Annotated in this window: 22 protein-coding genes; 8 read left to right on the forward strand and 14 right to left on the reverse strand. The window is 65.0% G+C overall.

The features are described 5' to 3' along the window. Window positions 1-25: 25 nt before the first annotated feature. The 7 genes from AC0J42_RS12115 to AC0J42_RS12145 all read right to left on the reverse strand — a co-directional run bounded on the left by AC0J42_RS12115 (window position 26) and on the right by AC0J42_RS12145 (window position 7,335). A complete protein-coding gene (locus tag AC0J42_RS12115) occupies window positions 26-982 on the reverse strand; it encodes a FecR family protein (RefSeq protein ID WP_473006309.1) in 957 nt (318 codons plus the stop codon). Next, on the reverse strand, window positions 979-1,494 hold the full coding sequence (locus tag AC0J42_RS12120; protein ID WP_473006310.1) for a sigma-70 family RNA polymerase sigma factor: 516 nt from the start codon (window positions 1,492-1,494) through the stop codon (window positions 979-981). Before AC0J42_RS12120 ends, AC0J42_RS12115 begins: the two co-directional genes overlap by 4 nt. Before the next feature lie 127 nt (window positions 1,495-1,621). Then, the gene (locus AC0J42_RS12125) at window positions 1,622-4,051 is read right to left on the reverse strand and encodes a TonB-dependent siderophore receptor (protein ID WP_473006311.1); all 2,430 of its coding nucleotides are present in this window, start codon (window positions 4,049-4,051) and stop codon (window positions 1,622-1,624) included. 103 nt (window positions 4,052-4,154) lie between these two features. Continuing rightward, window positions 4,155-5,105, reverse strand: coding sequence for a FecR domain-containing protein (locus AC0J42_RS12130; protein ID WP_473006312.1), 951 nt, complete (start codon window positions 5,103-5,105; stop codon window positions 4,155-4,157). 3 nt (window positions 5,106-5,108) lie between these two features. Continuing rightward, entirely contained in the window at window positions 5,109-5,618 is a 510-nt protein-coding gene (locus AC0J42_RS12135) for a sigma-70 family RNA polymerase sigma factor (RefSeq protein ID WP_416423790.1), read from the reverse strand. A 170-nt stretch (window positions 5,619-5,788) separates the two neighbouring features. Then, window positions 5,789-6,457: a class I SAM-dependent methyltransferase gene (locus AC0J42_RS12140; RefSeq protein WP_473006313.1), complete on the reverse strand. Its 669-nt coding sequence runs from the start codon at window positions 6,455-6,457 to the stop codon at window positions 5,789-5,791. Between the two features lie 41 nt (window positions 6,458-6,498). After that, entirely contained in the window at window positions 6,499-7,335 is an 837-nt protein-coding gene (locus AC0J42_RS12145) for an aldo/keto reductase (protein WP_416423792.1), read from the reverse strand. Between the two features lie 168 nt (window positions 7,336-7,503). Between AC0J42_RS12145 and yjdN the strand changes: the two genes are divergently transcribed. Then, window positions 7,504-7,932, forward strand: coding sequence for a VOC family metalloprotein YjdN (gene yjdN, locus AC0J42_RS12150; protein WP_416423793.1), 429 nt, complete (start codon window positions 7,504-7,506; stop codon window positions 7,930-7,932). 199 nt (window positions 7,933-8,131) lie between these two features. Here the strand turns inward: yjdN and AC0J42_RS12155 are convergent, their stop codons facing one another. Together AC0J42_RS12155 and AC0J42_RS12160 are read right to left on the reverse strand one after the other, a co-directional pair. After that, window positions 8,132-8,998 carry a pirin family protein gene (locus AC0J42_RS12155; protein WP_473006315.1) on the reverse strand — a complete coding sequence of 289 codons (867 nt, stop codon included), beginning with the start codon at window positions 8,996-8,998 and terminating at the stop codon, window positions 8,132-8,134. Beyond that, the gene (locus AC0J42_RS12160; protein WP_473006316.1) at window positions 8,995-9,423 is read right to left on the reverse strand and encodes a DoxX family protein; all 429 of its coding nucleotides are present in this window, start codon (window positions 9,421-9,423) and stop codon (window positions 8,995-8,997) included. Before AC0J42_RS12160 ends, AC0J42_RS12155 begins: the two co-directional genes overlap by 4 nt. A gap of 173 nt (window positions 9,424-9,596) precedes the next feature. Between AC0J42_RS12160 and AC0J42_RS12165 the strand changes: the two genes are divergently transcribed. Continuing rightward, the gene (locus tag AC0J42_RS12165; RefSeq protein WP_473006318.1) at window positions 9,597-10,505 is read left to right on the forward strand and encodes a LysR family transcriptional regulator; all 909 of its coding nucleotides are present in this window, start codon (window positions 9,597-9,599) and stop codon (window positions 10,503-10,505) included. A 33-nt stretch (window positions 10,506-10,538) separates the two neighbouring features. Here AC0J42_RS12165 and AC0J42_RS12170 read toward each other — a convergent pair whose 3' ends face one another. Next, a complete protein-coding gene (locus AC0J42_RS12170; RefSeq protein WP_416423798.1) occupies window positions 10,539-10,853 on the reverse strand; it encodes a winged helix-turn-helix transcriptional regulator in 315 nt (104 codons plus the stop codon). A 137-nt stretch (window positions 10,854-10,990) separates the two neighbouring features. Here AC0J42_RS12170 and gstA point away from each other — a divergent pair, with 137 nt between their 5' ends. Both gstA and dapF read left to right on the forward strand, forming a co-directional pair. Further along, window positions 10,991-11,620 carry a glutathione transferase GstA gene (gene gstA / locus AC0J42_RS12175; RefSeq protein ID WP_473006319.1) on the forward strand — a complete coding sequence of 210 codons (630 nt, stop codon included), beginning with the start codon at window positions 10,991-10,993 and terminating at the stop codon, window positions 11,618-11,620. Continuing rightward, window positions 11,617-12,444, forward strand: a complete 828-nt coding sequence (dapF, locus tag AC0J42_RS12180) for a diaminopimelate epimerase (protein ID WP_473006320.1) — start codon at window positions 11,617-11,619, stop codon at window positions 12,442-12,444. The genes gstA and dapF overlap by 4 nt, the downstream gene beginning before the upstream one ends. 67 nt (window positions 12,445-12,511) lie before the next feature. Here the strand turns inward: dapF and AC0J42_RS12185 are convergent, their stop codons facing one another. The 3 genes from AC0J42_RS12185 to AC0J42_RS12195 all read right to left on the reverse strand — a co-directional run bounded on the left by AC0J42_RS12185 (window position 12,512) and on the right by AC0J42_RS12195 (window position 14,301). After that, window positions 12,512-13,330 (reverse strand): hypothetical protein, encoded by an 819-nt coding sequence (locus tag AC0J42_RS12185; RefSeq protein WP_473006321.1) that lies wholly within the window; start codon window positions 13,328-13,330, stop codon window positions 12,512-12,514. A 150-nt stretch (window positions 13,331-13,480) separates the two neighbouring features. Beyond that, a complete protein-coding gene (locus AC0J42_RS12190) occupies window positions 13,481-13,852 on the reverse strand; it encodes a DoxX-like family protein (protein WP_473006322.1) in 372 nt (123 codons plus the stop codon). After that, window positions 13,849-14,301: a thiol-disulfide oxidoreductase DCC family protein gene (locus tag AC0J42_RS12195; RefSeq protein WP_473006323.1), complete on the reverse strand. Its 453-nt coding sequence runs from the start codon at window positions 14,299-14,301 to the stop codon at window positions 13,849-13,851. The genes AC0J42_RS12190 and AC0J42_RS12195 overlap by 4 nt, the downstream gene beginning before the upstream one ends. Before the next feature lie 221 nt (window positions 14,302-14,522). Here AC0J42_RS12195 and AC0J42_RS12200 point away from each other — a divergent pair, with 221 nt between their 5' ends. Further along, window positions 14,523-14,840: a TM2 domain-containing protein gene (locus AC0J42_RS12200; RefSeq protein ID WP_473006324.1), complete on the forward strand. Its 318-nt coding sequence runs from the start codon at window positions 14,523-14,525 to the stop codon at window positions 14,838-14,840. A 32-nt stretch (window positions 14,841-14,872) separates the two neighbouring features. Here the strand turns inward: AC0J42_RS12200 and AC0J42_RS12205 are convergent, their stop codons facing one another. Further along, a complete protein-coding gene (locus tag AC0J42_RS12205) occupies window positions 14,873-15,484 on the reverse strand; it encodes a LysE family translocator (RefSeq protein ID WP_473006326.1) in 612 nt (203 codons plus the stop codon). Between the two features lie 127 nt (window positions 15,485-15,611). On the opposite strand from AC0J42_RS12205, the gene AC0J42_RS12210 reads away from it, so the two are divergent. The 3 genes from AC0J42_RS12210 to AC0J42_RS12220 all read left to right on the forward strand — a co-directional run bounded on the left by AC0J42_RS12210 (window position 15,612) and on the right by AC0J42_RS12220 (window position 24,025). Next, a complete protein-coding gene (locus AC0J42_RS12210) occupies window positions 15,612-16,484 on the forward strand; it encodes a LysR substrate-binding domain-containing protein (protein WP_473006327.1) in 873 nt (290 codons plus the stop codon). 176 nt (window positions 16,485-16,660) lie between these two features. Continuing rightward, on the forward strand, window positions 16,661-17,203 hold the full coding sequence (locus AC0J42_RS12215) for a hypothetical protein (RefSeq protein WP_473006328.1): 543 nt from the start codon (window positions 16,661-16,663) through the stop codon (window positions 17,201-17,203). Window positions 17,204-17,380: 177 nt separating this feature from the next. Beyond that, the gene (locus tag AC0J42_RS12220) at window positions 17,381-24,025 is read left to right on the forward strand and encodes a DUF3320 domain-containing protein (RefSeq protein WP_473006329.1); all 6,645 of its coding nucleotides are present in this window, start codon (window positions 17,381-17,383) and stop codon (window positions 24,023-24,025) included. Window positions 24,026-24,054 lie beyond the last annotated feature (29 nt).

Genomic DNA, 24,054 nt, shown 5'->3' on the forward strand with positions numbered 1-24,054 from the left:
CCCATCAATCTGCGCCAGGTTTTTTTCAAGCGGCGCTCACGCGCAGCCAGTAGCGGGTGACCTGGCGCACCCGCCAGCCGTACGCCCGGGCGATCAGCGCCACCGATTGCTCCGGGTTCACAGTGCTGAAATTGCCGCTCACCGGCGCGCTGGCAAGCGTGGCGTCCCAGCCCAGGTAGCCGACGCGATAGCGGCCCAGCTCGGCCAGCACCTGGGACAGCGGCAGGCTGCGGGCGATCAGCATGCCGTCGCGCCAGGCGCCGTGTTCCGCGCCAGGGGCAGGCAGCGGCCGGGCGCCGGCCTTGCTCACCAGCCATTGTTCGCCGGCGGCCAGGGTGAGGGGCGTCCCGGTGGCCCTGGCCGTCACCCTGACCTGGCCCTGGGCGACCGTGACGCAGGTGCCGTCGGCCATCAGCCGCGCTTCGAAGCGGGCGTCGGTAGCTGCCACTTCGCAGTCCGGTGTTTCCAGGCGCCACGGCTGCGGGTTGCCATGGGCCGTGGCCAGGGCCAGTTCACCGCGCAGCAGGGTCAGCCGGTGCGCGTCGTTCACGGCCAGGCTGGCAGCGCTGTCGGTGTTCAGGTCCAGCACGCTGCCGTCGGGCAAGGTCCAGCGCCGGTGCTCGCCGGTGCGCGTGCTGTAGTCGGCGACCAGCCGCTGCCAGGGCGCCTGGCGCTCCGCGGTCCAGCCCGTGGCGCCCACGCCTGCGGCCAGCACCACGAACTTGAGCAGCTGGCGCCGCTGCAGGCGGGTGTCGGGCAGTTTGTTCAGGGTGGCGCGTGCGGCCTGCGCCGGCAGCGCGGCGAATTGGCCATGCAGGCCTTGGATGCGCTGCCAGGCGCTGCGGTGCAGTTCATCCGCCGCCAGCCAGTGCTCGAACGCCTGCCGCGCCGCGGCGTCCGGGGTGTTGAAGGTGACCTTCAGCGACCAGTCGATGGCGGCGTCGAGCACTGCCGGCGGAATGTGTCTGGGCGTGCGGTTCATGGCAGGTCATCGCCGAAGGTGGCGGCGTAGCACTGGCGCAGCGCCTGGGCGATGTAGCGCTCCACGCTGGGTACCGAGACGCCCAGCTCGCGGGCGATGGCGGGGCATTTCAAGCCGTCCAGCTGGGCCAGCAGGAACGCCTGGCGGACGATGGGGCGCAGGCTGTCGAGCAGGCGGTCGATGGCCATCAGCGCCTCGATGACCAGCAGGCCGGTCTGCGGCGACGGCGCCTCTTGGGGTGGCAACTCGGCCAGGGTTTCCAGCCACGCCCGTTCGATGTCCCGGCGCCGCCACAGGTCGATCACCAGCCCCCGCGCCACCGTGTGCAGGTAGGCGCGGGGCTGCGCCAGCGGTTGCAGCTGGCGCCGTTGCAGCACGCGCACAAAGGTGTCCTGCGCCAGGTCCGCGGCATCGGCGGTGTTGCTCAGGCGCTGGTACAGCCAACCGCGCAGCCAGGCACTGTGGTCGCGGTAGAGTTGTTCGACGAGGGCTGGGGGGTCGGAACGCTGCATGGCGGATCCTGCGAGGGGTCTATTTGATAAATAGTCGCATTATCATCTGTCATGTGGCGATTGGGAAGTAGCGCGGTGTTGCCGGACGCGGCCTGTGGCCGCAGGCCGCGTCCAGCCGCGCAACGGTCTACCAGCTGTACTTGACGCTGGTCAGCAAGGTGCGGCGCAGCCCCGGGTAGCACTCATAGGTGTCGTCGCAGGTGGCCACGTACTCGGTGTTCAGCAGGTTCTGGGCGTTCACCGACAAGGTCAGGTGCGGGTTGATCGGGTAGCTGGCGCCGGCGTCGAACAGGGTGTAGTTGTCGACGTGGAAGGTGTTGGCGTTGTCACCGTACAGGGCGCCGGTGTAACGCACGCCGCCGCCCAGGCTGAGGCCGTCCAGCAGGGTGTCGTGGAAGCTGTAGTTCAGCCACGCCGAGGCCATGTGCCTGGGCACGTTGGCCGGGCGGTTGCCCTGGTCGCCGTTATTGCTTTTGGTGATTTCGGCGTGGGTGTAGGTGTAGGACGCCAGCAGGTCCCAGTTGCGGTCCAGGCGCGCCTTGACCTCGGCCTCGAGGCCGCGCGACTGCTGTTCGCCGGAGGCCACCGAGTAGCCGGTGGTCACGCCGCCCACCAACTGGTTGGTCAGCACGTTGGTCTTGGTCAGGTCGTAGGCGGCCACGGTCATCAGCAGGGCGTCGCTGGGCTGGTATTTCACGCCCACTTCCCACTGGTGCGCCATGCTCGGGTCGAAGGCGCTGCCGGTGCTGCTGGTGCCGGTGTTGGGGTTGAACGATCCGGCGTAGCTGACGTACGGCGCCAGGCCGAAATCGGTGAGGTAGGTCAGGCCCACGCGGCCGGTGAAGGCGTTGTCCTTCTGGTTGCTGGAGGCGCCGACGTGGTTGTCGAGGTCGTTGCGCACGTAGTCGTAACGGCCGCCGGCGGTGAGTATCCAGTGGTCGTCGAACCTGATCTGGTCCTGCAGGTAGCCGCCCACCTGCTGGATGGTCTGGTCGTAGTCAATGGAGCTGATGCTGTTGGCGGCGCTGGGGCGGGCGATGCTCTGGCCGTATTGCGGGTTGTAGATGTTCAGCGTCGGCGCCAGGGTGCGCCAGCGGCTGATGTCGGCGTCCTGCCAGGCGTAGTCAACGCCCATCAGCAGCTTGTGCACCAGGGGGCCGGTGCTGAAGTCGGCCTGCAGCTGGTTGTCGAGGTTGAAGGTGTCCATGTGCTGGTCGAAGCGGTCGGCGATGCGTGAGGTGGTGCCGCTGGCCAGGTCGACGGCGGTGGGCAGCAGGTTCTGGAAAATCAGGTCCACCTGGCCGTAGCGGGCGTTCTGGCGGAATTCCCAGGTGTCGTTGAAGCGGTGGCGGAACGCGTAGCCCAGGGTGTACTGGTCCTGGTCCAGGTGGTTGAAGCTGTGGTCGCCCATCAGCGTGCTGGTGGTGTGGCCGCTGGGGGTGCTGTAGGCAAACAGCGAGCCGCCGTTGTGGTCGCGCAACAAGTCGCTGAGCACGGTCAGGCTGGTGTCGGCGTCCGGCGCCCAGGTGAAGGAGGGCGCGATGTACAGGCGGTCGTCTTCCACCTGGTGGCCGTCGGCGTATTTCACCTGGGTATCGGCGTCGCGGGCCAGGCCCACTACGCGGTACAGCAGGCTCTGGTCGGCGTTCAAGGCGCCGCCGACGTCGAACTGGCCTTGCACGCGGTTGTTGTTGCCGCCGGTCAACTGCACCTCGTTGACGTGGTCGGCTTCGGGCAGCTTGCTGACGCGGTTGACGATGCCCCCGGCGTCACCCTGGCCGAACAGGCTGGACGCCGGGCCGCGCGCCACTTCCACGCGGTCGTAAGCGTAGGGCTCGCTGCGGAAGAAGGCATAGCTGTTGTTCTGCTGGCGCAGGCCGTTGAGGTAGTCACTGGTGGCCTGGCCGTTGAAGCCACGGATATACAGCCAGTCAAAGCCCTTGGGGTCCAGGCCGTAGGCTTCCACCTTCACCCCCGGCACGTAGCGCAGGGCATCGGTGACGGTCTGCGCGCCCTGGGCTTGCATCTGCTGGCGGGTGATGACCGAGATCGACTGGGGAATCTCGATGATCGGCGTGTCGGTCTTGGTGCCGGCGCTGCTGCGCGTGGCCACGTAGCCCTGGCCCGGGTCGGCGCTGCCGTCCATGGCCTTGCCGGAGATGCTGGTGGGCGTCAGTTGCACGGCGGCGTCCACCGCCGGGATCAGCGAGTAACTGCCGTTGGCCAGCAGCACCGGCTGCAGCGTGCTGCCCGCCAGCAGCTGGCGCAGGCCGGCGTCCACCGCGTAGGTGCCGTGCAGGCCGGGCGAGCGTTGCCCTTGGGCGGTGCGCGGGTCATAGGAGATGTTGACGCCGGTGGCGCTGGAGAACTGCTCCAGGGCCGCGCTCACCGCCCCGGCGGGAATATCGAAGCGCAGCTGCGCGGTGGCCTGGGCCCAGGCGCTGGGTGCCACCAGCAGCGCCGTCATCGGCGTGGCCAGGGTGATGCTCATGAGGCCCTGGCGCACCGCGCGCTTGAGCAGGTGCGGTCGATTGAAAGTTGGCTTGCGTGCAGACATGTGTGTTCCCTTCGCCCCTGTGGCAGTGGTGATGGCGCTTATTGCGTCTCTGCTACCAAGTCGAACGAGAATTGAAATCGACAACACCCCCGGCGAATTTTTTTCATCCGGCGTCGACGGCCGGCTCCACGCGGGCCCAGTACGGGGTGAAATGGCGGATGCGTACGGGCAGGGTGGCAGCGAGGTTGTCCAGCACGGCGTTGATGTCGGCCAGGTGGAAGGCCCCGGAAATACGCAGCTGGGCGACCTGCTGCGCGCACCCCAGGTAGCCGCTGCGGTAGCGCTGCAGTTCGCTGATCAGGTCCTGCAGGCGCCAGTCGTTGGCCACCAGCATGCCGCGGGTCCAGGCGTCGGCCTGGCGGTTGCCCGGCTGCACCGGGCCCAGCTGGTCGGCGCCGAACTGCAGTTGCTGGCCGGCCTCCACGCGCACCGCCGGCAGCAGCGTCGCGGTGCGCACCTGCACGGCGTGCTCCAGCACGCAGACGCGGGTGCGCTCGCCTTCGCTGCGTACCACGAAGCGCGTGCCCAGGGCGCGGACGCTGCCTTGCGGGGTGTGTACCACGAACGGCCGGGCCTGGGCGTCGCGGGCGGTCTGCACCAGGATTTCCCCGCGCAGCAGCTGCACCTCGCGCAGCTGGGGGCTGTAGCGGATATTCACCGCAGTGGCGGTGTCGAGCTGCACCTGGCTGCCGTCGTCCAGCTGCAGGGTGCGCTGCTCGCCAGTGGCGGTGCGCTGGTCGGCCATCAGCGTCGGCAGCGGCGTCAGGCGCCAGGACAGCGCGGCGCTGCCGCTGCCCGCCAGCAGCAGTGCCAGCACCTTGAGGGTTTCGCGGCGCTTGAGCCGCGCGCTGGCCAGGGTAGGGCGCGCCACGCCCGGGCCTACGCGTTCAAGACGTTCCTGCAGGCGCGCCAGCCGTTCCCACGCCTGGCGGTGGCCGGGGTGGGCTGCAAGCCAGCGGTGGTGCGCCTCGCGGGTGGCGTCGTTGGCGTCGTCGCAGCGCAGCTCCACGTACCAGCGTGCCGCCGCTTCAAGCACCGCGTGATCCAGGGCCACGGCTCAGTCCTCGGCCGCCAGCAGGCAGTGGGTCAGGGCCCGCGCCGCATGCTTCTTGACGGTGTTCACCGAGACCTTCAGCTCGCGGCCGATCTGAACGTAGCTCAGGCCGTCGAGCTGGGCCATGAGGAAAATCTCGCGGGTGCGCGGGCCCAGGCCATCGAGCAACCGGTCGATTTCGACCAGGGTCTCGATGATCAGCAGCCGGGTTTCCGGGGAAATGTCCTCGGCTTGCGGGCGTGCGGCCAGGGTTTCCAGGTAGGCCTGCTCCAGCGCCCGGCGGCGGAACATATCGACCATCAGGCTGCGGGCGATGCTGCTCAGGTACGCCCGCGGCTCGCGCAGCTCAGGCGCCTTGCGTTGCAGCAGCACGCGAATGAAGGTGTCTTGCGCCAGGTCCGCCGCGTGGTCGAAACAGCCCAGGCGTTTGCGCAGCCAGCCGCAGAGCCAGCCGTGGTGCTCGCTGTAGAGGGTGTGGATGGCCGGGTGCTGCGTGCGGTCGAGGGAGGACATGGCTCATACCTGAGACGAGTTCATATGAAAATGAATCTCATTTTCTTCAGTGTGCGGGCATTTGGCAATATGTATCGGGCCGCCCTACGTAGCAGCTGCGCAGGCGGCGTCCTGCAACCACGCTGTGTCAGGTGTGCCGCGGCGTTTGTGACGCGGCCATTGGGCCGCTGCTACGGGGTGGTGGCGGTCAGCAGCAGGGACTGCGGCATCGGGCTTTGCGGGTGCTGCGGCTCTTGTATCGACGCCACGCGCAAACCGGCCATGTCCAGGGCGTTCACCCAGCTGGCCAGGGTGCGGAAGTACCAGGGCATGGGCTGCCACTGGCCCTGGAACCCGGCGAAGGTCTCTTCGCGCCAGCCATCCTGGTAGTCACCCGCCGCCGCGGCCCAGGGGTGCAGGGTCTGGATCACCAGGGCGCCGCCAGGCACGAGCAGGGCGCCCATCGCCGCCAGCAGCGGGATGATGTCCTGGTGCAGCAGGGCGAAGTTGGCGCACACCAGGTCGTAGCCGCTGCCCACGTCCACCGCCGCCTCGGCCAGCTGCGCATAGCTGGCCAGGTGCACCGGCGCCGCACCTGCCGCCTGCGCCGCTGCCACCAGGGTGGCGTCGCCGTCCACGCCCACCGCCTCGATGCCGCGCTGCGCCAGGGCGCGCAGCAGCCAGCCCTCGCCGCAGCCCAGGTCCAGCACGCGCGCCGGCTGGCGGCCCAGCACCGCCAACAGGATGGCCTGGTCGGTGACCTGGCGGCGGCTTTCGATGCTGCCGTCGCGCACGGCCTGGGTCCAGGCCTGGGCGTTGTGGTGCCAGCTGTGCAGCAGGGCGGCTTCGGGGGTGGGCATGGCCGGTTCCTTTGGGTGAGGGGTAGCGCTGGGCGCTGCTGTCAGAGGCCCATCTCGATGGTCAGCGGGTCTGGCCCCAGGCGTCCGGTCTGCTTGAGCTGGGCGATGGCCTGCAGTTCCTGCGGGCTGAGCTCGAAGTCGAACACGTCGAGGTTGGCGGCAATGCGCTGGGCGTTGGACGAGCGCGGAATCACCACGTGGCCCTGCTGCAGGTGCCAGCGCAGGATCACGTGGGCGGCCGTCTTGCCGTGGCGCTGGGCGATCTCGGCGAACAGCGGCAGTTGCAGCAGCTCGCCGCCCTGGCCCAGCGGGCTCCAGGACTCGGTGACGATGCCCTTGGCGCGGCACCACTGGCTCAGCTCGGCCTGGTTGAAGTCGGGGTGGATCTCGATCTGGTTCACCGCCGGCACCACGCCGGTGTCATCGATGATGTGGGTGAGGTGCTCGGCATTGAAGTTGGACACGCCGATGGAGCGCACCCGGCCTTCTTCCTGCAGGCGCACGAAGGCTTTCCAGGTGTCGCGGTAGGCACCTTTCTTCGGGATGGCCCAGTGGATCAGGTACAGGTCCAGGGTCTCCAGGCCCAGGCGCTCCAGGCTGGCGTCGAACGCGCGCAGGGTGCGGTCGAAGCCCTGGTCGGCGTTCCACAGCTTGGTGGTGACGAAGATCTGCTCACGGGGCACCTCGCTTTCGGCCACGGCCCGGCCCACGCCGGCTTCGTTGCCGTAGATCATCGCCGTGTCGATATGCCGGTAGCCGGCGGCCAGCGCGGCCTTGGACGATGCGTAGGCCTGGTCGTCATCCAGCTGCCAGACGCCGAGGCCGAGTTGGGGGATTTGTGCGCCGTCGTTGAGGGTGATCAGTGGAGCGGTTGGCATGTCAGTCTCCTGCTCGGGCTTTAACGAAAGGTCTTTGGGTTCGAGGGACGGCCACTGGAAAAGTTGCAGGCCTCCTTGGCCATGACGCGCCCTGGCGGGCGCTGCTACAGGGGTTATGCTGTTGAACGGGGCGGTGCATTCGCGCCGCCACTGCCTGGGAGCTGCGTCATGAACGTGCAACCCTACCTGTTTTTTCCTGGCACCTGCCAGCAAGCGATTGATTTCTACTGCGCCGTGCTGGGCGCTACCGTGCAATTCAAGATGACTTTCGCCGAAGCGCCGCAAGCGTCGAGCGGCGCCGACTGCCCCGCCGCACCGCCCGACGGCATCATGCACGCCAACCTGCTGATCGGCACCACCCAGCTGATGATGAGCGACGACCCCACCCCCGGCGAGAAAACCCACGGCGGCTTTGCGCTGTCGGTAGCCACCGATGACCTGGCCAAGGGCAAGGCCTGGTTCGACGGGCTGGGGCAGGGCGGCACGGTGCGCATGCCCTGGGGCGAGACGTTCTGGGCGCAGGGCTTCGGCATGTTGACCGACCGCTTTGGCGTGCCGTGGATGGTGAACGTGGAGAAAAAGCCAGGGGCTGCGTAAACGTAGCAGCTGCCGCCAGGCGGCGTCCTGGCCCCTGAGTCCGGGCCAGCGCAGCACTGCGGGAGGAGGCGGTGGCTTCGGACGCGGCCTGCGGCCGCTGCTACAGGGCGTGCCCTAATCCGCGTAGCAGCTGCCGCAGGCCGCGTCCTCGGGTTGCGCGGTGGTTGGGGACGCGGCCTGCGGCCGCTGCTACGGGGGGTTATTTGAAGACTGGGATGGGGCTCGCGGTAGGTGTCTGCTTCAGGTACTCGCGCAGCCGGCGGCCGATGGCGGCGATGTTCGCCTCGCCGGCGCGCAAGGCCTGGGGGTTGGTGTGCACGGAGTAGTCGCCCAGGGCCAGGTCATAGGGATGCGGCGCGGCAGAGCCGATGACGAACACCGCGTCCTTGCCCAGAGCCCTTAGCGTCACTGCATCGCTGCCCGGCTCGAAGACCACCAGTTCGCCCCCCAGCACGCGGTCAGGCGCAGCCAGGGCGCCGCGGCTGACACTCAGCCACAGCGACTCATGGCCCGCCGGCGGCGTGTAGGTCCAGGACTGCCCGGTGCCCAGCGTCACCAGCAGGTAGTTCACCCCGGTGGGCGCGCGCACCGGGCTTTGCACCCCCTGGTACTCGCCAAGGATCACCCGTGCCGGGCCCGCCTCGGGCATGGCGCGGGACTCCAGGTACTGGCTGTCGACGCTGGCGTTTTCCAGCGCCGGCGGCAGGGCCAGCCACAATTGAAAGCCCTGGATGCGTGGCGAGGTACCCACCGACATTTCCTTGCCGTGCCACACCCCGCCGCCGGCGCGCATCCATTCCACGCCGCCGTAGTCGATGAAGCCCTGGCCCGAGTCGGCGTCGTCGAAGCGCAGGTTGCCTTCGGTAATCAGCGTGACCGTGGCAATGCCCGAGTGCGGGTGCATGGGCATGCCGTTGATGAACGCACTCTCGCCTTCAAACAGGTCCAGGAACACGAAGGGCTTGAGCCACTGGCCCAGATCGCCCGGGCTCATCAGCCGGACGATGGCGCCGTGGCCGCTGCCGGTGGTGCGGTAGGCGATCGCGCGGGGCGCTACCGGCTTCATTTACGTGCATCCAGGCTGAAGCGGCCGGCGCCGAACGCCACGACCTGCAGCAACCCGCCGGCCATGGCGATGTTCTTGAAGAAGTGGATGAACTGGTTCTGATCGCCCAGGGCGTTATGGAAGGCCAACGCCGTCGCCACGCTGAACACCGCCAGCACGGCCGCGACGGCGCGGGCGCGGTAGCCGGCGATCAAGGCGATGCCGCCGCCAATTTCGACCAGGATGGCTATCACCAGCGCCACCTGGGGCAGCGGCAAACCTGCCGAGCTGATGTAGCCCACCATCATCGCCGGGGCGGCCAGCTTGGAAAAACCGGAGAGGATGAAAATGGTGCTGAGCAGCACGCGGCCGATCAACGACACCGAGGCCTGGGCCACGTCGGAGCTGCCTGGGGTGGCGGCGGCTTGAGCAATGTTTGCAGTCATGGGGTATTTCCTTTAGGGAGGGCGGATTCGCCATGAACCGCCGCAGTGAAGAAATGGTGCGCCGGCCCCGACCATCTGAATAGCCGGCTAATTTAGTACGTTACGTTCGAAAAAATAGGCAAGCTGAGGCAGGCAGGCGGATACTGTCGCTCTTCATCGTCAAGGACACCGTCATGATCACCGAGCCCGGCACCCCCACACTCGACCAGCTGCGCGTGTTCATGACCGTGGTCGAGGTCGGCAGCTTCGCGGCGGCCGCCAGGAAACTGCACCGCGCCACCTCGGTGGTCAGCTACTCGATCGCCAACCTGGAACTGCAGCTGGGCGTGCAGCTGTTCGACCGCCACACCACCCGCAAGCCGCAGCTCACCGAGGCGGGCCGCACGGTGCTGGCCGAAGCGCGCAGCATTACCCACGGCATCCACGGCCTGCGGGCCAAGGTAAAGGGGCTGCTCCAGGGCCTGGAAGCGGAAGTTCGCCTGGTGCTGGACGTGATGCTGCCGGCGGAGCGGGTGGTGGATGCGTTGAAATCCTTTCGTGAAACCTTCCCCACGGTCGCCCTGCATCTGCACATGGAGGCGCTGGGCGCGGTCACCGACCGGGTGATCAACCGTGGCGCCACGCTCGGCGTCAGCGGGCCGATGAGCAACGCCATCGACGGTATCGAGAAAATGGCCGTCGGCAGCGTCGAACTGATCCCGGTGGCCGCCCCCGACCACCCCCTGGCCATGAACGGCGCCAACCCGCCGGGCGCGGTGCGGGCGCACACCCAGCTGGTGCTGTCCGACCGCTCGCACCTGACCGAAGGCAAGGACTTCGCCGTGCTCGGCAACCGCACCTGGCGCCTCGCCGACCTGGGTGCCAAGCACATGCTGCTGCGCGAGGGCATTGGCTGGGGGAACATGCCGGCGCCGATGGTGGCGGAAGACCTGGCGAGTGGCCGGCTGGTGCACCTGGACATAGCCGAGTACGCGAGTGGGCATTATGCCTTCGATGTCATCTACCGCACCGATCAGCCGCCGGGGCCGGCGGCGAGGTGGTTGATCGAGCGGTTTGTGCACCAGGCAGGCGGGCAGGCGTAGCAGCTGCCGCCAGGCGGCGTCCGGGCCTCTGCATCAGCGGCTTTTAACCCACAGCCCAAACTCGCGCATCACCTCCACGACCGGCGCCAGCCGCCTGCCGTCCTCCGTCAGTTCGTATTCAACGGTTACCGGCACGGTAGGAAACACCGTGCGCTTGAGCAACCCCGCTTCTTCCAGCGCCCGCAGATCAAGCGTCAGCATGCGCTGGGATATGGCCGGCATATCACGCCTCAGGGCGTTGAAACGCTTGGGGCCCTCCAACAGGTATGAGGCAATCAACAAGCGCCATCGCCCGCCCAGCAAGCGCATTGCTTCTTCCACCGAACAACCGGATATGTTGTGTTTCATCAGCTCAAGCCCCGGGCAAACAGGTATATATTTTGTACCTATACTACAAATTACTGCCTTCTTCTTATTTTATACCCGCGCTCTAGAATGGCCCGAAGCCGTCACTGTGCCGTTTCCCCATGTTCTGGAGCTCGCCCATGAAGCTGTACTACATCCCCGCGTCCTGCTCGCTAGCCCCTCATATCGTGCTGAATGAACTGGGCCTGCAAGCGACCTTGATCAAGGTCGACCACAAGAAGCACCGCACCGATTCGGGCGCCGATTATCTCGCGGTCAACCCCCTGGGCTACGTGCCCGCCCTTGAACTGGAAGACGGCACCTTGCTGCGCGAAGGGCCGGCGATTGTGCAATACCTCGCCGACCTGAAACCGGAGTGCCAGCTGGTGCCCCCCGCAGGCAGCCTGGCGCGGTACCGGCTACAGGAGTGGTTGAACTTTCTGTCGTCCGAGGTGCACAAGGGCTTTATCCCGTTGCTTTACGCCACCCTGGCCGGTTCATACGTGGCCACCGCCAAACCCAAGCTTGAGCAACGCTTCCACTGGATCGATGCTCAACTGGCCGAAAAGCCGTACCTTATGGGGGACGCCTTCAGCGTGGCGGACGCCTACCTGTTTGCACTGACAGGCTGGGGGCAGGCCGGCTGGTTGACTAGTTACTACAAGGCCGACATCCACTTTGACCACCTGCACAACCTTCGCGCCTGGCATGAACGGGTCAAGGCACGGCCTGCGGTTTTAACAGCGTTGCGTGAAGAAGGGCTTGCATGACCACGACCTCGTTCCTGGAATTCCACAAGATGCACGCCAACGGCGACGACTTCGTCATTGTCGACGCCCGGCGCGTGCCCGTCGCCATCACCGAGCAGCTGGCGCGACGGTTGGGTGACAGAAACCGCGGCATCGGCTTCAACCAGCTTGCCGTGATGCTCCCCTGCGAGCACGCCGAGGCGCAGTTGGTGTTCTGGAACGCCGACGGCTCGCCCCTGGCCACCTGTGGCAGCGCCACCCGCGGCGCCGCCGATTTTCTGATGCGTGAGGGCAATACCTCCGCCGTGGTGGTGCGTACGGGGCGCGGACTCTTGACGTGCACGCGCACCGCCTCCGGCGATATTTCCGTGAGCATGGGCCAGCCTTCGCTTGGCTGGGCGGACATCCCCCTGGCAAGGGAAATGGACACCCGTGAGCTGCCCATCGCCGGCAGCCCTGCCACCGTCAGCATGGGCAACCCGCACTGCACCTACTTTGTGGACGACCTGGCCACCGTAAACGTGGCCGCCCTGGGCCCCGCGCTGGAACACCATGCGCTGTTCCCCGCCAGAACCAACGTGCATTTCGTCCAGGTCATCAACCGCCAGCACATCCGCCTGCGCATCTGGGAGCGCGGCGGTGGCGTGGCGCTGGGGTCGGGCTCCTGCGCCTGCGGCGCGGCCGTGAACGGCATGCGCCGGGGGCTGCTGGACAGCGAGGTACGGGTTGAATGCGATGGCGGCAGCACGACCGTGCAGTGGGATGGGGTAGGGCCGGTGACGTTGACCGGGCCGGTGGCAAGGCTGTACTCGGGGCGCCTGGCAGACGCTTTTCTCCCCCCGTAGCAGCTGCCGCAGGCGGCGTCCCGCCCCTCACTATCCTGAAGCCCAGCAGTGTGGCGCAGCGCTGCGGCTAGCCCATGATGCACAGGTTGTAAGCGCCGCTGACGGTCAGGTGAACAGCCCGTTGGGCCTGCTCTTGCGCTGCGCCGGCGGGCACGGCGAACTGGCTTGTGTAGTAGGCCGCCAGCTCAGCGGCTGCTTGCCGCATCAACGCCTGGTGATCGGCGATAAAGCGCGGCTCGCCCACTGGGTACTGCATTGATGCCTCGGGCACGTCACTGGCCGCCCGCCACAGCGCCATGTCGTGCAACCGCACCGCCAGCCGCGTCCTGGTGTATTCACGATACAGCGAGAACCGTACCGTCCCCGGGCAATCGGGCTGCACCTGTTCTGCAGCGTGCGCCAACGCATCCAGGGCGGGCAGGGCAGGCAGGGTGGCTTCGCAGTCCGTAGCGACCAGTTGGCTGTCAATGGCCCCGCCATAGACCGAGCCCAGCGCCGCCATCAGCCCAGGGCGGCGCACCAGCGCTGCGCACGGCAAGGTCAGGGGCGCATTGGGCGGGGTGAAGGTGGCGCCGAGCGAGGCAACGCCCAGAAACCGGGCGAACGCGGCGTCCGAACTGGCGAGCTCGAGCGCGGACGCGTTATTCAACGGGTGGCCTAACGTTGGGTTGGCTTCGAGTTGGCGGACCATCGGAGCGATCATCACCGCCACCACGGCGGTGCGCTTGGTGGCGTCTTCGATGGTCGAGTAGCGGTCGATGGCCTCGTAGATCGACGCCGCCGGTGGATTGGGCTGCGTAAGCGCTGTGGCGGCGAAGCAGACGTTGACGATGTTCGTTGCCAACAGCGTGAACGCGACCCTGCAGGCAAGGCGTGACAACTTCATGGGGAACTCCCTTTCCGCAAAGCCCCCATCATAGGCCGGCAGCTCCCCCTGGAAGATGAATTAACACCCCCCCGTAGCAGCTGCCGCAGGCAGCGTCCCGAAGCCCACCACGTTCACCGCGGCGCCTGGGACGCGGCCTGGCGGCCGCTGCTACGGGGGCCGTGTCACCCAGGCGATTGCGGCCAGCGCCATGCCGGCCACGTTCAAGGTCACCGGGTTGAACGCATCCGCCAGCATCGATGGCTGCACCAGCGCCACATCCACCAATAGCGCCAACAACGCCACGCCCGCCACCAGCAACGGCCAACTGCGCCCCGGCGTGAACAGCAACAACGCCGCCAGCGCCAGCTCGGCCACCCCGGCCGCCTGGGAAAACCACAGCGCATCCCCGAGGCCATGGGCCTGCAGCAACGTGCGCTCCCCAGGGGCGGTCATGATCAGCTTGGGCACCAGCCCATGGTAGGCAAACATGAACGCCAGGCCGCCACGCCCCAGCCAATGTGCCTGGCGCAGGCGGTTCATGCCGGCGCCTTGAGAAAGCGCCGCTGATGGTCCGGCGTGGGCATCAGGCACACGTCATATTTGCCGAACAGCCGGTAGCGGTTGAGCGCGATGCGGTCGTAGGCCCAGTCGCGCAACCACAATGGGCAAACGCGCAGCGCCCGCAGCGCCGGCCAGGGCGCAGGCAGCAGCGCCACCACCGCGAAAAACGCCTCCGAACGCACCCAATAATGGTGGTCGCGGATGACCGCCATGGTGTCGAACGCATCCACCGGCAGGCCGGCCCACGCCAGCAACGCCTGCCCCTCGGGCGACTGCACTGTGGCCAGGCGCACCCGCTGGCTGCGGTCATGGCGAATCAGGAACTTCGCCCAGCCATTGCACAGCTTGCACACCCCGTCGAACAGCACCACGGTTTCACCGGGAGCCAGCAGCGGGGCGGGGGTGGGGCGGCGCAGGGAGGTGGGCATGGGCGGGGCTCGTGGGTGGGGTTGTGGGAAGCAGTGTAACCCGCTCTGCATTCTTTGCACTGCGGCGCCTGGGACGCGGCCTGGTGGCCGCTGCTACGGGACCGTGGACGTCTCTACAGATCCAGGCACATGCTTTCTTGATTGCAAAATGATATCGTTTTGCGTTGTCCAAGATCGTGTCAGTTCGACACATGGAATCCCGATTGGGAAAGGAAACCTGAATGTCATCCCTGCAAGCCGAAATGCTTATTGAACAGAAAGTGGCAAACGCCAAGAAGTCCACTGGCGTTGCCTACCTGTTGTGGTTATTCGTGGGCGGCTTCGGCGCACACCGTTTTTACCTGGGTAAAACGGGCACTGCCGTGGCTCAATTGATCATCACCGTTATCGGTTGTTTCACCATCTTCCCGCTCATCATTACCGGCCTCTGGTTATTGGTGGATGCGTTCCTGATCCCGGGCATCATCCAGGAGCACGCGGAAAAAGCGCGCCGCGAGGCACGTCTTGAAGTAGCGTTGATTCAACAGAGTCAAGCGTGATGCGCCCTGTAGCCGCCGCCTGACAGCCGCGGCTACAACCCAGCCAGCGCCAAACCCACCCCCAACCCAATCAACGCCGCACCAATCACCCTGTCCAGCACCCGTTGCCTGGCCAGCAAACGCCCGCGCAACGCCTCTGCCGAAAAGAACACCGCCACAACGCTGAACCACCCCCAATGCGCCAGCGACATGAACAGCCCATAGCCCAAATCAGTCGCCAAACCGTTGCTGACCTGCACCACCTGGCTGTAAGTGGCCACCACGAACAGCATCGTCTTCGGGTTCAGCGCGTTGGTCAGGAACCCCATCCCGAACGCCTTGCCAGCAGACGGGCGCGGACCGCTGGCCACGCCCACCTCCAAGGCCGACGTGCTGCTCAACGACTTCCACCCCAGGTAGATCAGGTAACCCGCCCCCAGCAGCTTCATCGCCGTGAACACCATCGGCGAGTGGGTGATGATCAGCGCAATGCCCAACACCGTATACAACACATGCACCTGCACCCCGCAGGCGATGCCCAGCGCCGCCATCAGCCCGCTGCGGCGCCCGTAGGCGTAGCTGTTGCGGGTGACCATCGCAAAGTCCGGCCCTGGGCTGATCACCGCCAGCATCGTGATCGCCGCTACGGCCAACAACTCATTCATACCTGCTCCCCATTTTGCACGACGTTTTCGCACAGGTACCGTGCGCCATGCCGCGCAGAGTGGCGCTTTGCGATGGGGAACAAAAACGATTTATAGTGCAGCTAATCTGTGAGAAATCATCGCCTATATGAAGCTGCCAACCCTCACCGCGTTGCACTTCTTCACCGTCGCCGCGCAAACCCAGAGCTTCGTCCAGGCCGCGCGCCTGTTGCACGTCACCCACGGCGCCGTCAGCCGCCAGGTGCGGCTGCTGGAAGAGGGCATCGGCGTCGAACTGTTCGACCGGCGCAACCGCGCCATCTTCCTCAACGACGCCGGCCGGCTGCTGTACAACGTCACCGGGCCGTTTTTCGAACAGCTCGAAGGCGCCGTCGACACCCTGCGCCGCGACGCGCGCGAAGACGTGCTGGTGGTGTCCTGCGAACCGACCATCGCCATGAAATGGCTGATCCCGCGCCTGCCGGACTTCCACGCCGCCCACCCGCACCTGCAAGTGCAACTGCTGACCGCCGGCGGCCCCATCGACTTCGCCCGCACCGGCGCCGACGTGGCGGTGCGGCGGGACGACTTCTACTGGGGCGAGTCGCTGTACAGCGAAACCATCTGCGAAGAATGGATAGGCCCGGTGTGCACGCCAGCGCTATGGCCCGAAGGCCAGCAGCTGGACGGGATGCGCCTGTTGCGCAGCAAGACCCGGCCGTTGGCGTGGGAGCATTGGCTGCGGTTGGCGGAAGTGGCGGCACCGGCGTCGACGCGGTTGGAGTACGAGCATTTCTACCTGTGCATCCAGGCGGCTGCGGCGGGGTTGGGGGTAGGATTGTCGTCGTTCCTGATGGTGCAGGATGAGCTGGCGTCGGGGCAGCTGGTGGCGCCGTTCGGGTTTCGGCGCGATGGGTCGAAGTATTGCCTGCTGGCGCCGCGGGGGTTCGAGGAGGGCGGAAAAGGGTGCGTTTTCCTGCAGTGGATTCGCGCACAGATGGCCGCCATAAAACCCACGTAGCAGCTGCCGAAGGCTGCGTCCGACGCCCCCGCAAAACCGCAGGGGCCTGGACGCGGCCTTGCGGCCGCTGCTACGGAGTCCTGGTGTAGCCGCTGCCGAAGGCTGCAGCTGATCTGGAGGAGCACACGGCAGCCCATGGTATCGTTGGCGAACTATCGGAATTGATGCAGCCCCAAATGACCACTGACCATCTAGCGCCACTGCGCGCTGCGATCCACGACCGCAAAATAACCGCGCCTCCGCATCCGTGGATAGAGATTGCCCGGTATTGCGTAGCCGGGTTGTTTGACATCGGCTTTCATCGCGATTCAGAGCTGCTTTTTGTGGTGTCGAGTTCTGGGCGTGGCGTATTCGATTGCCTTACGGGAGCAAAAATCGCGCGGGATTATGCCGACGATGTACTGACCGATGCCTACCTGGAGTGCGAAGGAATAGGCCCGCTGGCCGGCATGAATATACGAACGTCAGGGATCAGCGGGGGCGGGCTGCCCGTTGCGTCACCGGATGGGTGGTGTGTTGAGACCGTAACGTTGAGTTGGCCGGAACATCACCTGTTGCTGGTGGAACCGGGGTCGTGGCTGTATGGCGAACGTTATAAGCAGCCATGCACTTTTCATAAGTTGGCGGTCGAGCGCGAGTTGAGGGCGTTTGGGTTTTCCTGGTCGGGGAAGAGCTTGGTGATTGCTACGTCCGGGGAGTTGGTGGTTTATCGTCGGTAGGGCTTGGCCTGTCCCAGCCATGCCGGATCATCGCTAGAGAACACGCGTCCGACGACCAAAGGCTGATTACCACCCCACCCAAGAAGCGCTATCATCGCGCCACTAGCCTGAGCGGGGCCTACCAAGATCGGGCGCTCGTCCGCACTCCCTTGGGCACCATGACAAGGATGGTTGCACATGGACGATTCCGTTCAGCCTGTTCCGGCACCTGAAGCCCCGCTGCCCAAAGAACTCAAAATCCTCGCCACGCTGGTTTCCAAACTTAACCTGGCAGATTTCCAAAACGCTATTCCGGTCATTCGCGAACTGCGGATTCTGAACGAAACGGATAAGCGTTACTTGAATGCAACGCTTACCCTGACTTCGTCGCCAGCGGTGTTCAAACCCAAGATCTGGCGCATTGATGAGATCAGTGCCGGAGCATTCCAGATCATCCCTGGCCTTGACCTGGTGCTCGACGGCGCATTGCTCGGGCGTCTGACAGAAGCAGAAAGCTCAACCTTCACTTTCTTGCTCGAAGCCGACGACCGTGAAGCCGGCGCTGGCCGCACAGAGGTGCTGCGCACTGAGCATGTGGTTGAACTGTTACCTCGCAACCAGTGGGGCGGTCTGGCACACATACCCGACATGACCGCCGCCTTTGTGCAGCCGAACGACAGCGCCGTTGAACGCTTGCTCAAGCAGGCGGCGGATGTGTTGCGCAAAAGCGACAGGCCGTCGGCTTTGGATGGCTACGAAGGGGGCGCCAAGCGGGCGTGGGAGTTGGCTTCGGCGATCTGGGCTGCCGTGGCGCGCATGAAGCTGGACTACGCGCTACCGCCCGCCAGTTTCGAGCAGTTTGGTCAAAAGGTCCGCAGCCCCAGCCAAGTCACCGATACCGGCTTGGCCACGTGCCTGGACCTGGCGTTGTTTTTCTGTGCGGCACTGGAGCAGGCTGGTCTAAATCCGGTGATGGTCTTTACCCATGGCCATGCTTTCGCCGGCCTGTGGCTCAAGCCCGAGGAGTTCACCACGGCGCTGGTCGACGACGTCACCACTATCCGCAAGCGGGTAAAGCTGAAAGAACTGGTGTTGTTCGAGACGACCCTAATTACCCAGCACCCCATTTGTTCATTCTCTTATGCGGCAGAGCGGGGAACCCTTCAGGTTGCCGAAGACGCGGAAGTGCCATTCCAAATGCTGTTGGATATTCGGCGAGCACGTCTACAGCGCATCAAACCGCTTGCTAGCGCGGAAGCGCATGTCGCGCGCCCGGTTGACACTGATGAGGCCGGGATATCGAATCTTGGCGTTGAAAGTAACGCGGATCTGCCAGTCGATAACGCTCAGGTAGCAGACGTCGATGTTTCCAGACTGGACCCGGCAGACCGCCTGGGCCGTTGGCAGCGTAAGCTCCTGGACCTTTCCCTCAAGAATAACCTGCTCAACTTCAAGACCGGCAAGCGCGCCCTCAAGCTCGAAGCGCCAGACCCGGGTGCGCTCGAGGATCTCCTGGCCAGTGGCCAATCACTTCGCCTGCTGACCCGCCCAGACTTGATGGACGGCGCGGATCCCCGCGAGCGTGCGCTCTACGAACAGCGTGAGCGGGAAGATGTGCGGCGTCGCCATGCCGAGGATGCGCTGAAGCGGCGGGAAGTCTTCGTCGCGCTGTCGGGTGCGGAAATGGACTCACGGCTCACTGAACTCTACCGCGGTGCCCGAACCGCGTTGCAGGAGGGTGGGGCTAACACACTATTCCTGGCACTCGGCTTCCTCAGCTGGACACGCGAGGATCGCGCCGACCAACGCTACCGCGCTCCCCTGGTGTTGATCCCCGTTACGCTTGAACGCAGGAGTGCCCGGTCTGGTTTCTCCATTGTGTTGCACGATGATGAGCCACGCTTCAACCCCACGCTTATCGAGATGCTGCGCCAGGACTTCGAGCTTGGGCTCGGGTCGCTCGAGCACGAGCTGCCCCAGGACGACTCAGGCCTGGATATCGCTGGAATCTGGCGGCAGGTCGGTCATGCAATCAAGGACGTGCCAGGTTGGGAGCTGAATGAAGACGTGGTGCTGTCGATGTTCTCGTTCGCCAAATACCTGATGTGGAAGGACCTGGCGGAGAACGAGGCGCACCTGCGGCAAAGTCTGGTGGTGCAGCACCTGCTGGACACGCCGCGAGACTCGTTCGCTTCTGACCTGACGTTCCCTGAGGCCCGGGCACTGGACCGTGACTTCGGTCCGGCCGACGTGTTCTGCCCGCTGCCGTCCGACTCCTCGCAGCTTTCCGCCGTGATGGCTGCCTCCAAGGGCAAGGATTTCGTGCTGATCGGCCCGCCAGGCACGGGTAAAAGCCAGACCATTGCCAACATGATCGCGCAGTCCATCGCCCAGAACCGCCGCGTGCTGTTTGTTTCTGAGAAGATCGCAGCGCTGGATGTGGTGTATCGCCGGCTTCGGGAAATCGGGCTTGGGGAGTTCTGTCTGGAGGTCCACTCCAGCAAGGCCCGGAAGACCGATGTGCTGGCTCAGCTGCAATCTGCCTGGGAAGCCAAGGGGCAGGTCGACACCGCCGCGTGGGAGGCCGAAGCACTGCGTTTGAGTGCGCTGCGCGACAGCTTGAACCTGTATGTGGAACGTCTGCACCGTCGCCACCGTAACGGTTATTCCATCTATGAAGCCATTGGTGTCGTCACTGACGGCGTAGACGTGCCGCATTTTTCGTTGGCGTGGCCGACCCCGGAGTTCCACGACCACAAGGCGTTGCTTGACCTGCGTGAAGTGGGCGACCGGCTGGAGGTCAACGCTCAGGCTGTCGGGTTCGACCAACTGGCAGGCCATGCACTGTCTGTAGTCGGGCAGACAGATTGGTCGCCCCACTGGCAGCAGCATTTTGTACAAGCTGCGCGCGACGCCATTCCGGCAGCTGAGGCCGTCCAGCGCGCCGCAGATAAGTTTATCGAGTTGACTGGGTTACCTTCGGCAGCTCTCACACACACTGGCTTGCAGGGCTTGTCAGCCTTGTCCGAGGTTCTGCCTGAAGCGGCAGGGCATGATTGGCGCTTCGCCCTGAGGCCCGATGCCCGTACCTTGGCCCAGCGGTTGGGGGACGGCTGTGAGCACATCGAGCAACATCGTCAACTGAGCGCCGGCCTTTCGGCACCCTGGCCGTCAGCCGTAGTCACCCAAGCGAAGCACGCCTTGGACTTACTCCAGCAACGCCGTGAGACGTTGGAGCAGGTGGGCCCGGTCTGGTCCGAATCGACCCAGACGGTACTGACCCAGGCGATTGGCTTGTTGGCGCAGATAGCGGCGCTCAAGCAGCAGTTGTCGGTGAGCTATGCCGACTCCGTCGAAGCGTTGAATATCGACCAGCTACAGCAGCAATGGAATGCGGCCGAAGCCACCTTTTGGCCCAAGTCCTGGTTTGCCAAGCGGCAAATCACGGCCGTGCTGGCGGCTACGCAAGCAGCGCCTGGTGAACTGGATGCGGGCAAGGACCTGGATACCTGGAGCCAGATTCGCGCCGTACGCAAAGCCATCCATGCGCTTGAACCGACCGGCGAAGCGGCTGCGGTTTGGAAGGGCGCCGAGTCGAATGCCCTGCATTTGGAAGTCAGCCTTCGGTTGCAGCAGGCGATCAGCGCGCAGAAGGCCAACAACACTTGGACGGATGAAGGATTCGAAGCGGTAGATCAAGGCCATCTGGGCGAAGCGTTGAAAGCAGAGCTCAGCCGACTGCGAAAAATAGTGCGGCTCGATGGTGAAATGGTCGAACTGGGTTCCCTCGACCAGCAAGTGCACGGCTTGTGGAAAGGACTGGATACTTACGTCGATGGGCTCCGTGCGGCGCTTAAATTCCAGGCCGACAAGCATGAAATCGTCGAGCGCGGCAAGCTGTCGGACGAGCACTCACTGGTTGAGGCCGGTACTTGCGGTGCCGTGCTGAAGGCTGACTTCGAGCTGCTTCGCCAGCGGTCAGGGGTCGAACGACAGCTGGCTGATCTGGTGGATTTAAAAGAGTTGATTCCGTTGTGGAGCGACCTTAAAACCAAGCTCGAACACGCCCGTCAAGCCATCGCATTCCAGGCGCGGCTGGCCACTGCGCTCGCCAAGCTGGCGCTGAATCCTGAGCAGATATCGGCCTACAAAGCGCCACTGAACACATTGCTTGGCGATGGCAACGCGCTTCTCGAGCCCGAGGGCGCCATTGTTCTAAGTGGGGTAGCCTTGCGCGAAAAGCTCGCGCAATTGGCGGAGCGCACCGACCAGTTCGTCACGGTAGGGCATTTCACCGGGCCAGGAGCGGCGGCCGTCGTCGAGCAGACCCTGGAATCGTTCAAACAAAGTTGCCATACCGTGGTCCTGTCCGAGCCGCGTCTCAAATCCTGGTGCGCCTGGCGCAAGGTTAGGGATGAAGCCTATGTGCTGGGCTTGGGCACCTTGGTGGAATCCATGGAAGTCGGCAGCACCGGCGTCGCCAGTGTCCGCCGCCACCTCGAAGTGAACTACGCCCGTTGGTGGTTGAACGCGACGGTCGACAACGAAGCCGTCATTCGTACCTTCGTCAGCGTTGAACACGAACAGCGCATTCGCGATTTTCGCGTGCTGGATGACCGCTTTACCGCATTGACTCGTGATTGGCTACGGGCACGGCTGTGCGCGGACCTGCCCAGCCAGGACAGCGTCAGCCGATCTTCGGAATGGGGGCTGCTGCGCCATGAGATGGGCAAGAAAACCCGGCACATCCCTTTGCGTGAACTGATGAGTCGGGCTCCCGAGGCGTTGACCAAGCTGACGCCTTGCCTGTTGATGAGCCCGCTGTCGATTGCCCAATACCTGCCGCCTGGTACTGCGCCCTTCGATCTGGTGATTTTCGATGAGGCCTCACAGATCCCCGTGTGGGACGCTATCGGCGCCATGGCGCGCGGGCGCCAGGTGGTGATGGTCGGAGACCCGAAGCAGCTGCCGCCGACCTCGTTCTTTGATCGCGCTGAGTCCACGGCTGAAGATGAAGATGTTGAAGCTGATCTGGAAAGCATCCTCGATGAATGCATCAGCGCCAACCTGCCCACTCGCAACCTCAACTGGCACTACCGCAGCCGCCACGAGAGCCTGATCGCGTTCTCCAACCAGCGTTACTACAACTCGAAACTGGTCACGTTCCCATCGCCCCACACGGCTGACAAAGCGGTCAAGCTGTGTCCGGTGGCGGGCGTGTACGAGAAAGGCGGGTCCCGCACCAACCCCGTTGAAGCAAGGGCGCTGGTCGCGCATCTGGTCGCCAGGTTGAAATCTCCTGAATTCCGGGCGTCTGGCCAAACCGTGGGCGTAGTGACCTTCAACGGCGAGCAGCAGAAACTCATCCACGACCTCCTGGATGACGCCTGCCGCAAAGACCCGTCGCTGGAGCCGTATTTTGCCGAATCGGAACTTGAGCCGGTGTTCGTCAAGAACCTGGAAAGCGTGCAGGGTGATGAGCGTGACATCATTTACTTCTCGATCACCTACGCCAAGGATGCAGCGGGTGTCATGTCCATGAACTTCGGCCCTCTGAACCGTCAAGGTGGCGAGCGCCGGCTTAACGTGGCCGTTACCCGGGCTCGGCATGAACTGTTGGTGTTCTCCAGCTTGCGCCCCGAGTCTATCGACCTGGCCCGCACACAAGCCGTCGGCGTCAAGGACCTCAAGCACTTCCTGGAATTCGCCGAGCGCGGTGCAGCCGCATTGGTCGAGGCCAACTCCGGCAGCGTGGGCGGCTTCGACAGTCCGTTCGAAGAAGCAGTGGCCGCAGTACTGGCGAAGAAAGGCTGGCAGGTTCACACCCAGATCGGAGTGTCGTCCTTCCGCATCGACCTGGGGGTCGTCGACCCCGACGCGCCTGGCCGCTACCTGGCGGGCGTGGAATGCGATGGTGCCACTTACCACCGCAGTGCCACGGCTCGTGACCGCGACAAACTGCGTGAACACGTGCTGCGCGGCCTGGGCTGGGACATCGTACGCATCTGGTCGACGGACTGGTGGGTTGACGCGGCCGGTACAGCGGAAAAAGTGCATCAGAGCCTTTCGGCGCTGCTGGCGAACGCTCGCGCTAAACAGGCACAGGTAGATGCCACGCAAGAAGCCGCCCGGCAGCAGGTGGACGCTGCGGTGGCCGAGGCTATCGCCATTGCCGATGAGGTGGGGCAAGTACTGGCGCCAGACGTGCAAGCGCCGGGGGCGAATGATCCGGACGGCGCATTGCCACAGGTGCTTTATGCCGGCGTCGCGACGCCTGCACCTCCACCAGCGGCGGCTCACGCGCCAGCGTTGCACGCGCTCACGGTTGCCCGTCCGGTTTACCGCGAAGTAGACGCGGCTCAGGCAGTGGACGGCGTGGACCCGGATCGGTTCTTCGATGCGGGATACACCCCGGTTCTTGAGCAGATGATTACCTATGTAATCGATCAAGAAGGCCCCGTGCTCGACACGGTCTTGGCGCGCCGTATCGCACGGGCCCATGGCTGGGTGCGTACAGGGTCGCGAATTCGGGATCGTGTCGACCAGTTGGCGAAAGGCCGTTTCCGCTCTCATGAGGAAGAACAGGTCGGCGTGTTTTATTGGCCGGCAGCGCTGGAGCACGATGGCTTGGCTGTTTTCCGGGGGGCGGATGAAGAGGATGCGATTCGGAGTTTGATGGAGATTTGCTTGCCTGAGCTCGGAGCGCTGGTAGAGGAGATGGTGGTGCGTGGGTTATCGGGGGAGGCGTTGGTATATGCGGTGTCGCGCGAGGCGGGTGTGCAGAAGTTGACGCATGCGGGGCGGGCGCGGATTGAGCGGGCGGTTCGGCGGCGAGGGGAGTAGCCGCTGCCAAGGGGGTAGATATCCGTTCC

Source organism: Pseudomonas sp. Tav-5-1A, assembly GCF_055755055.1.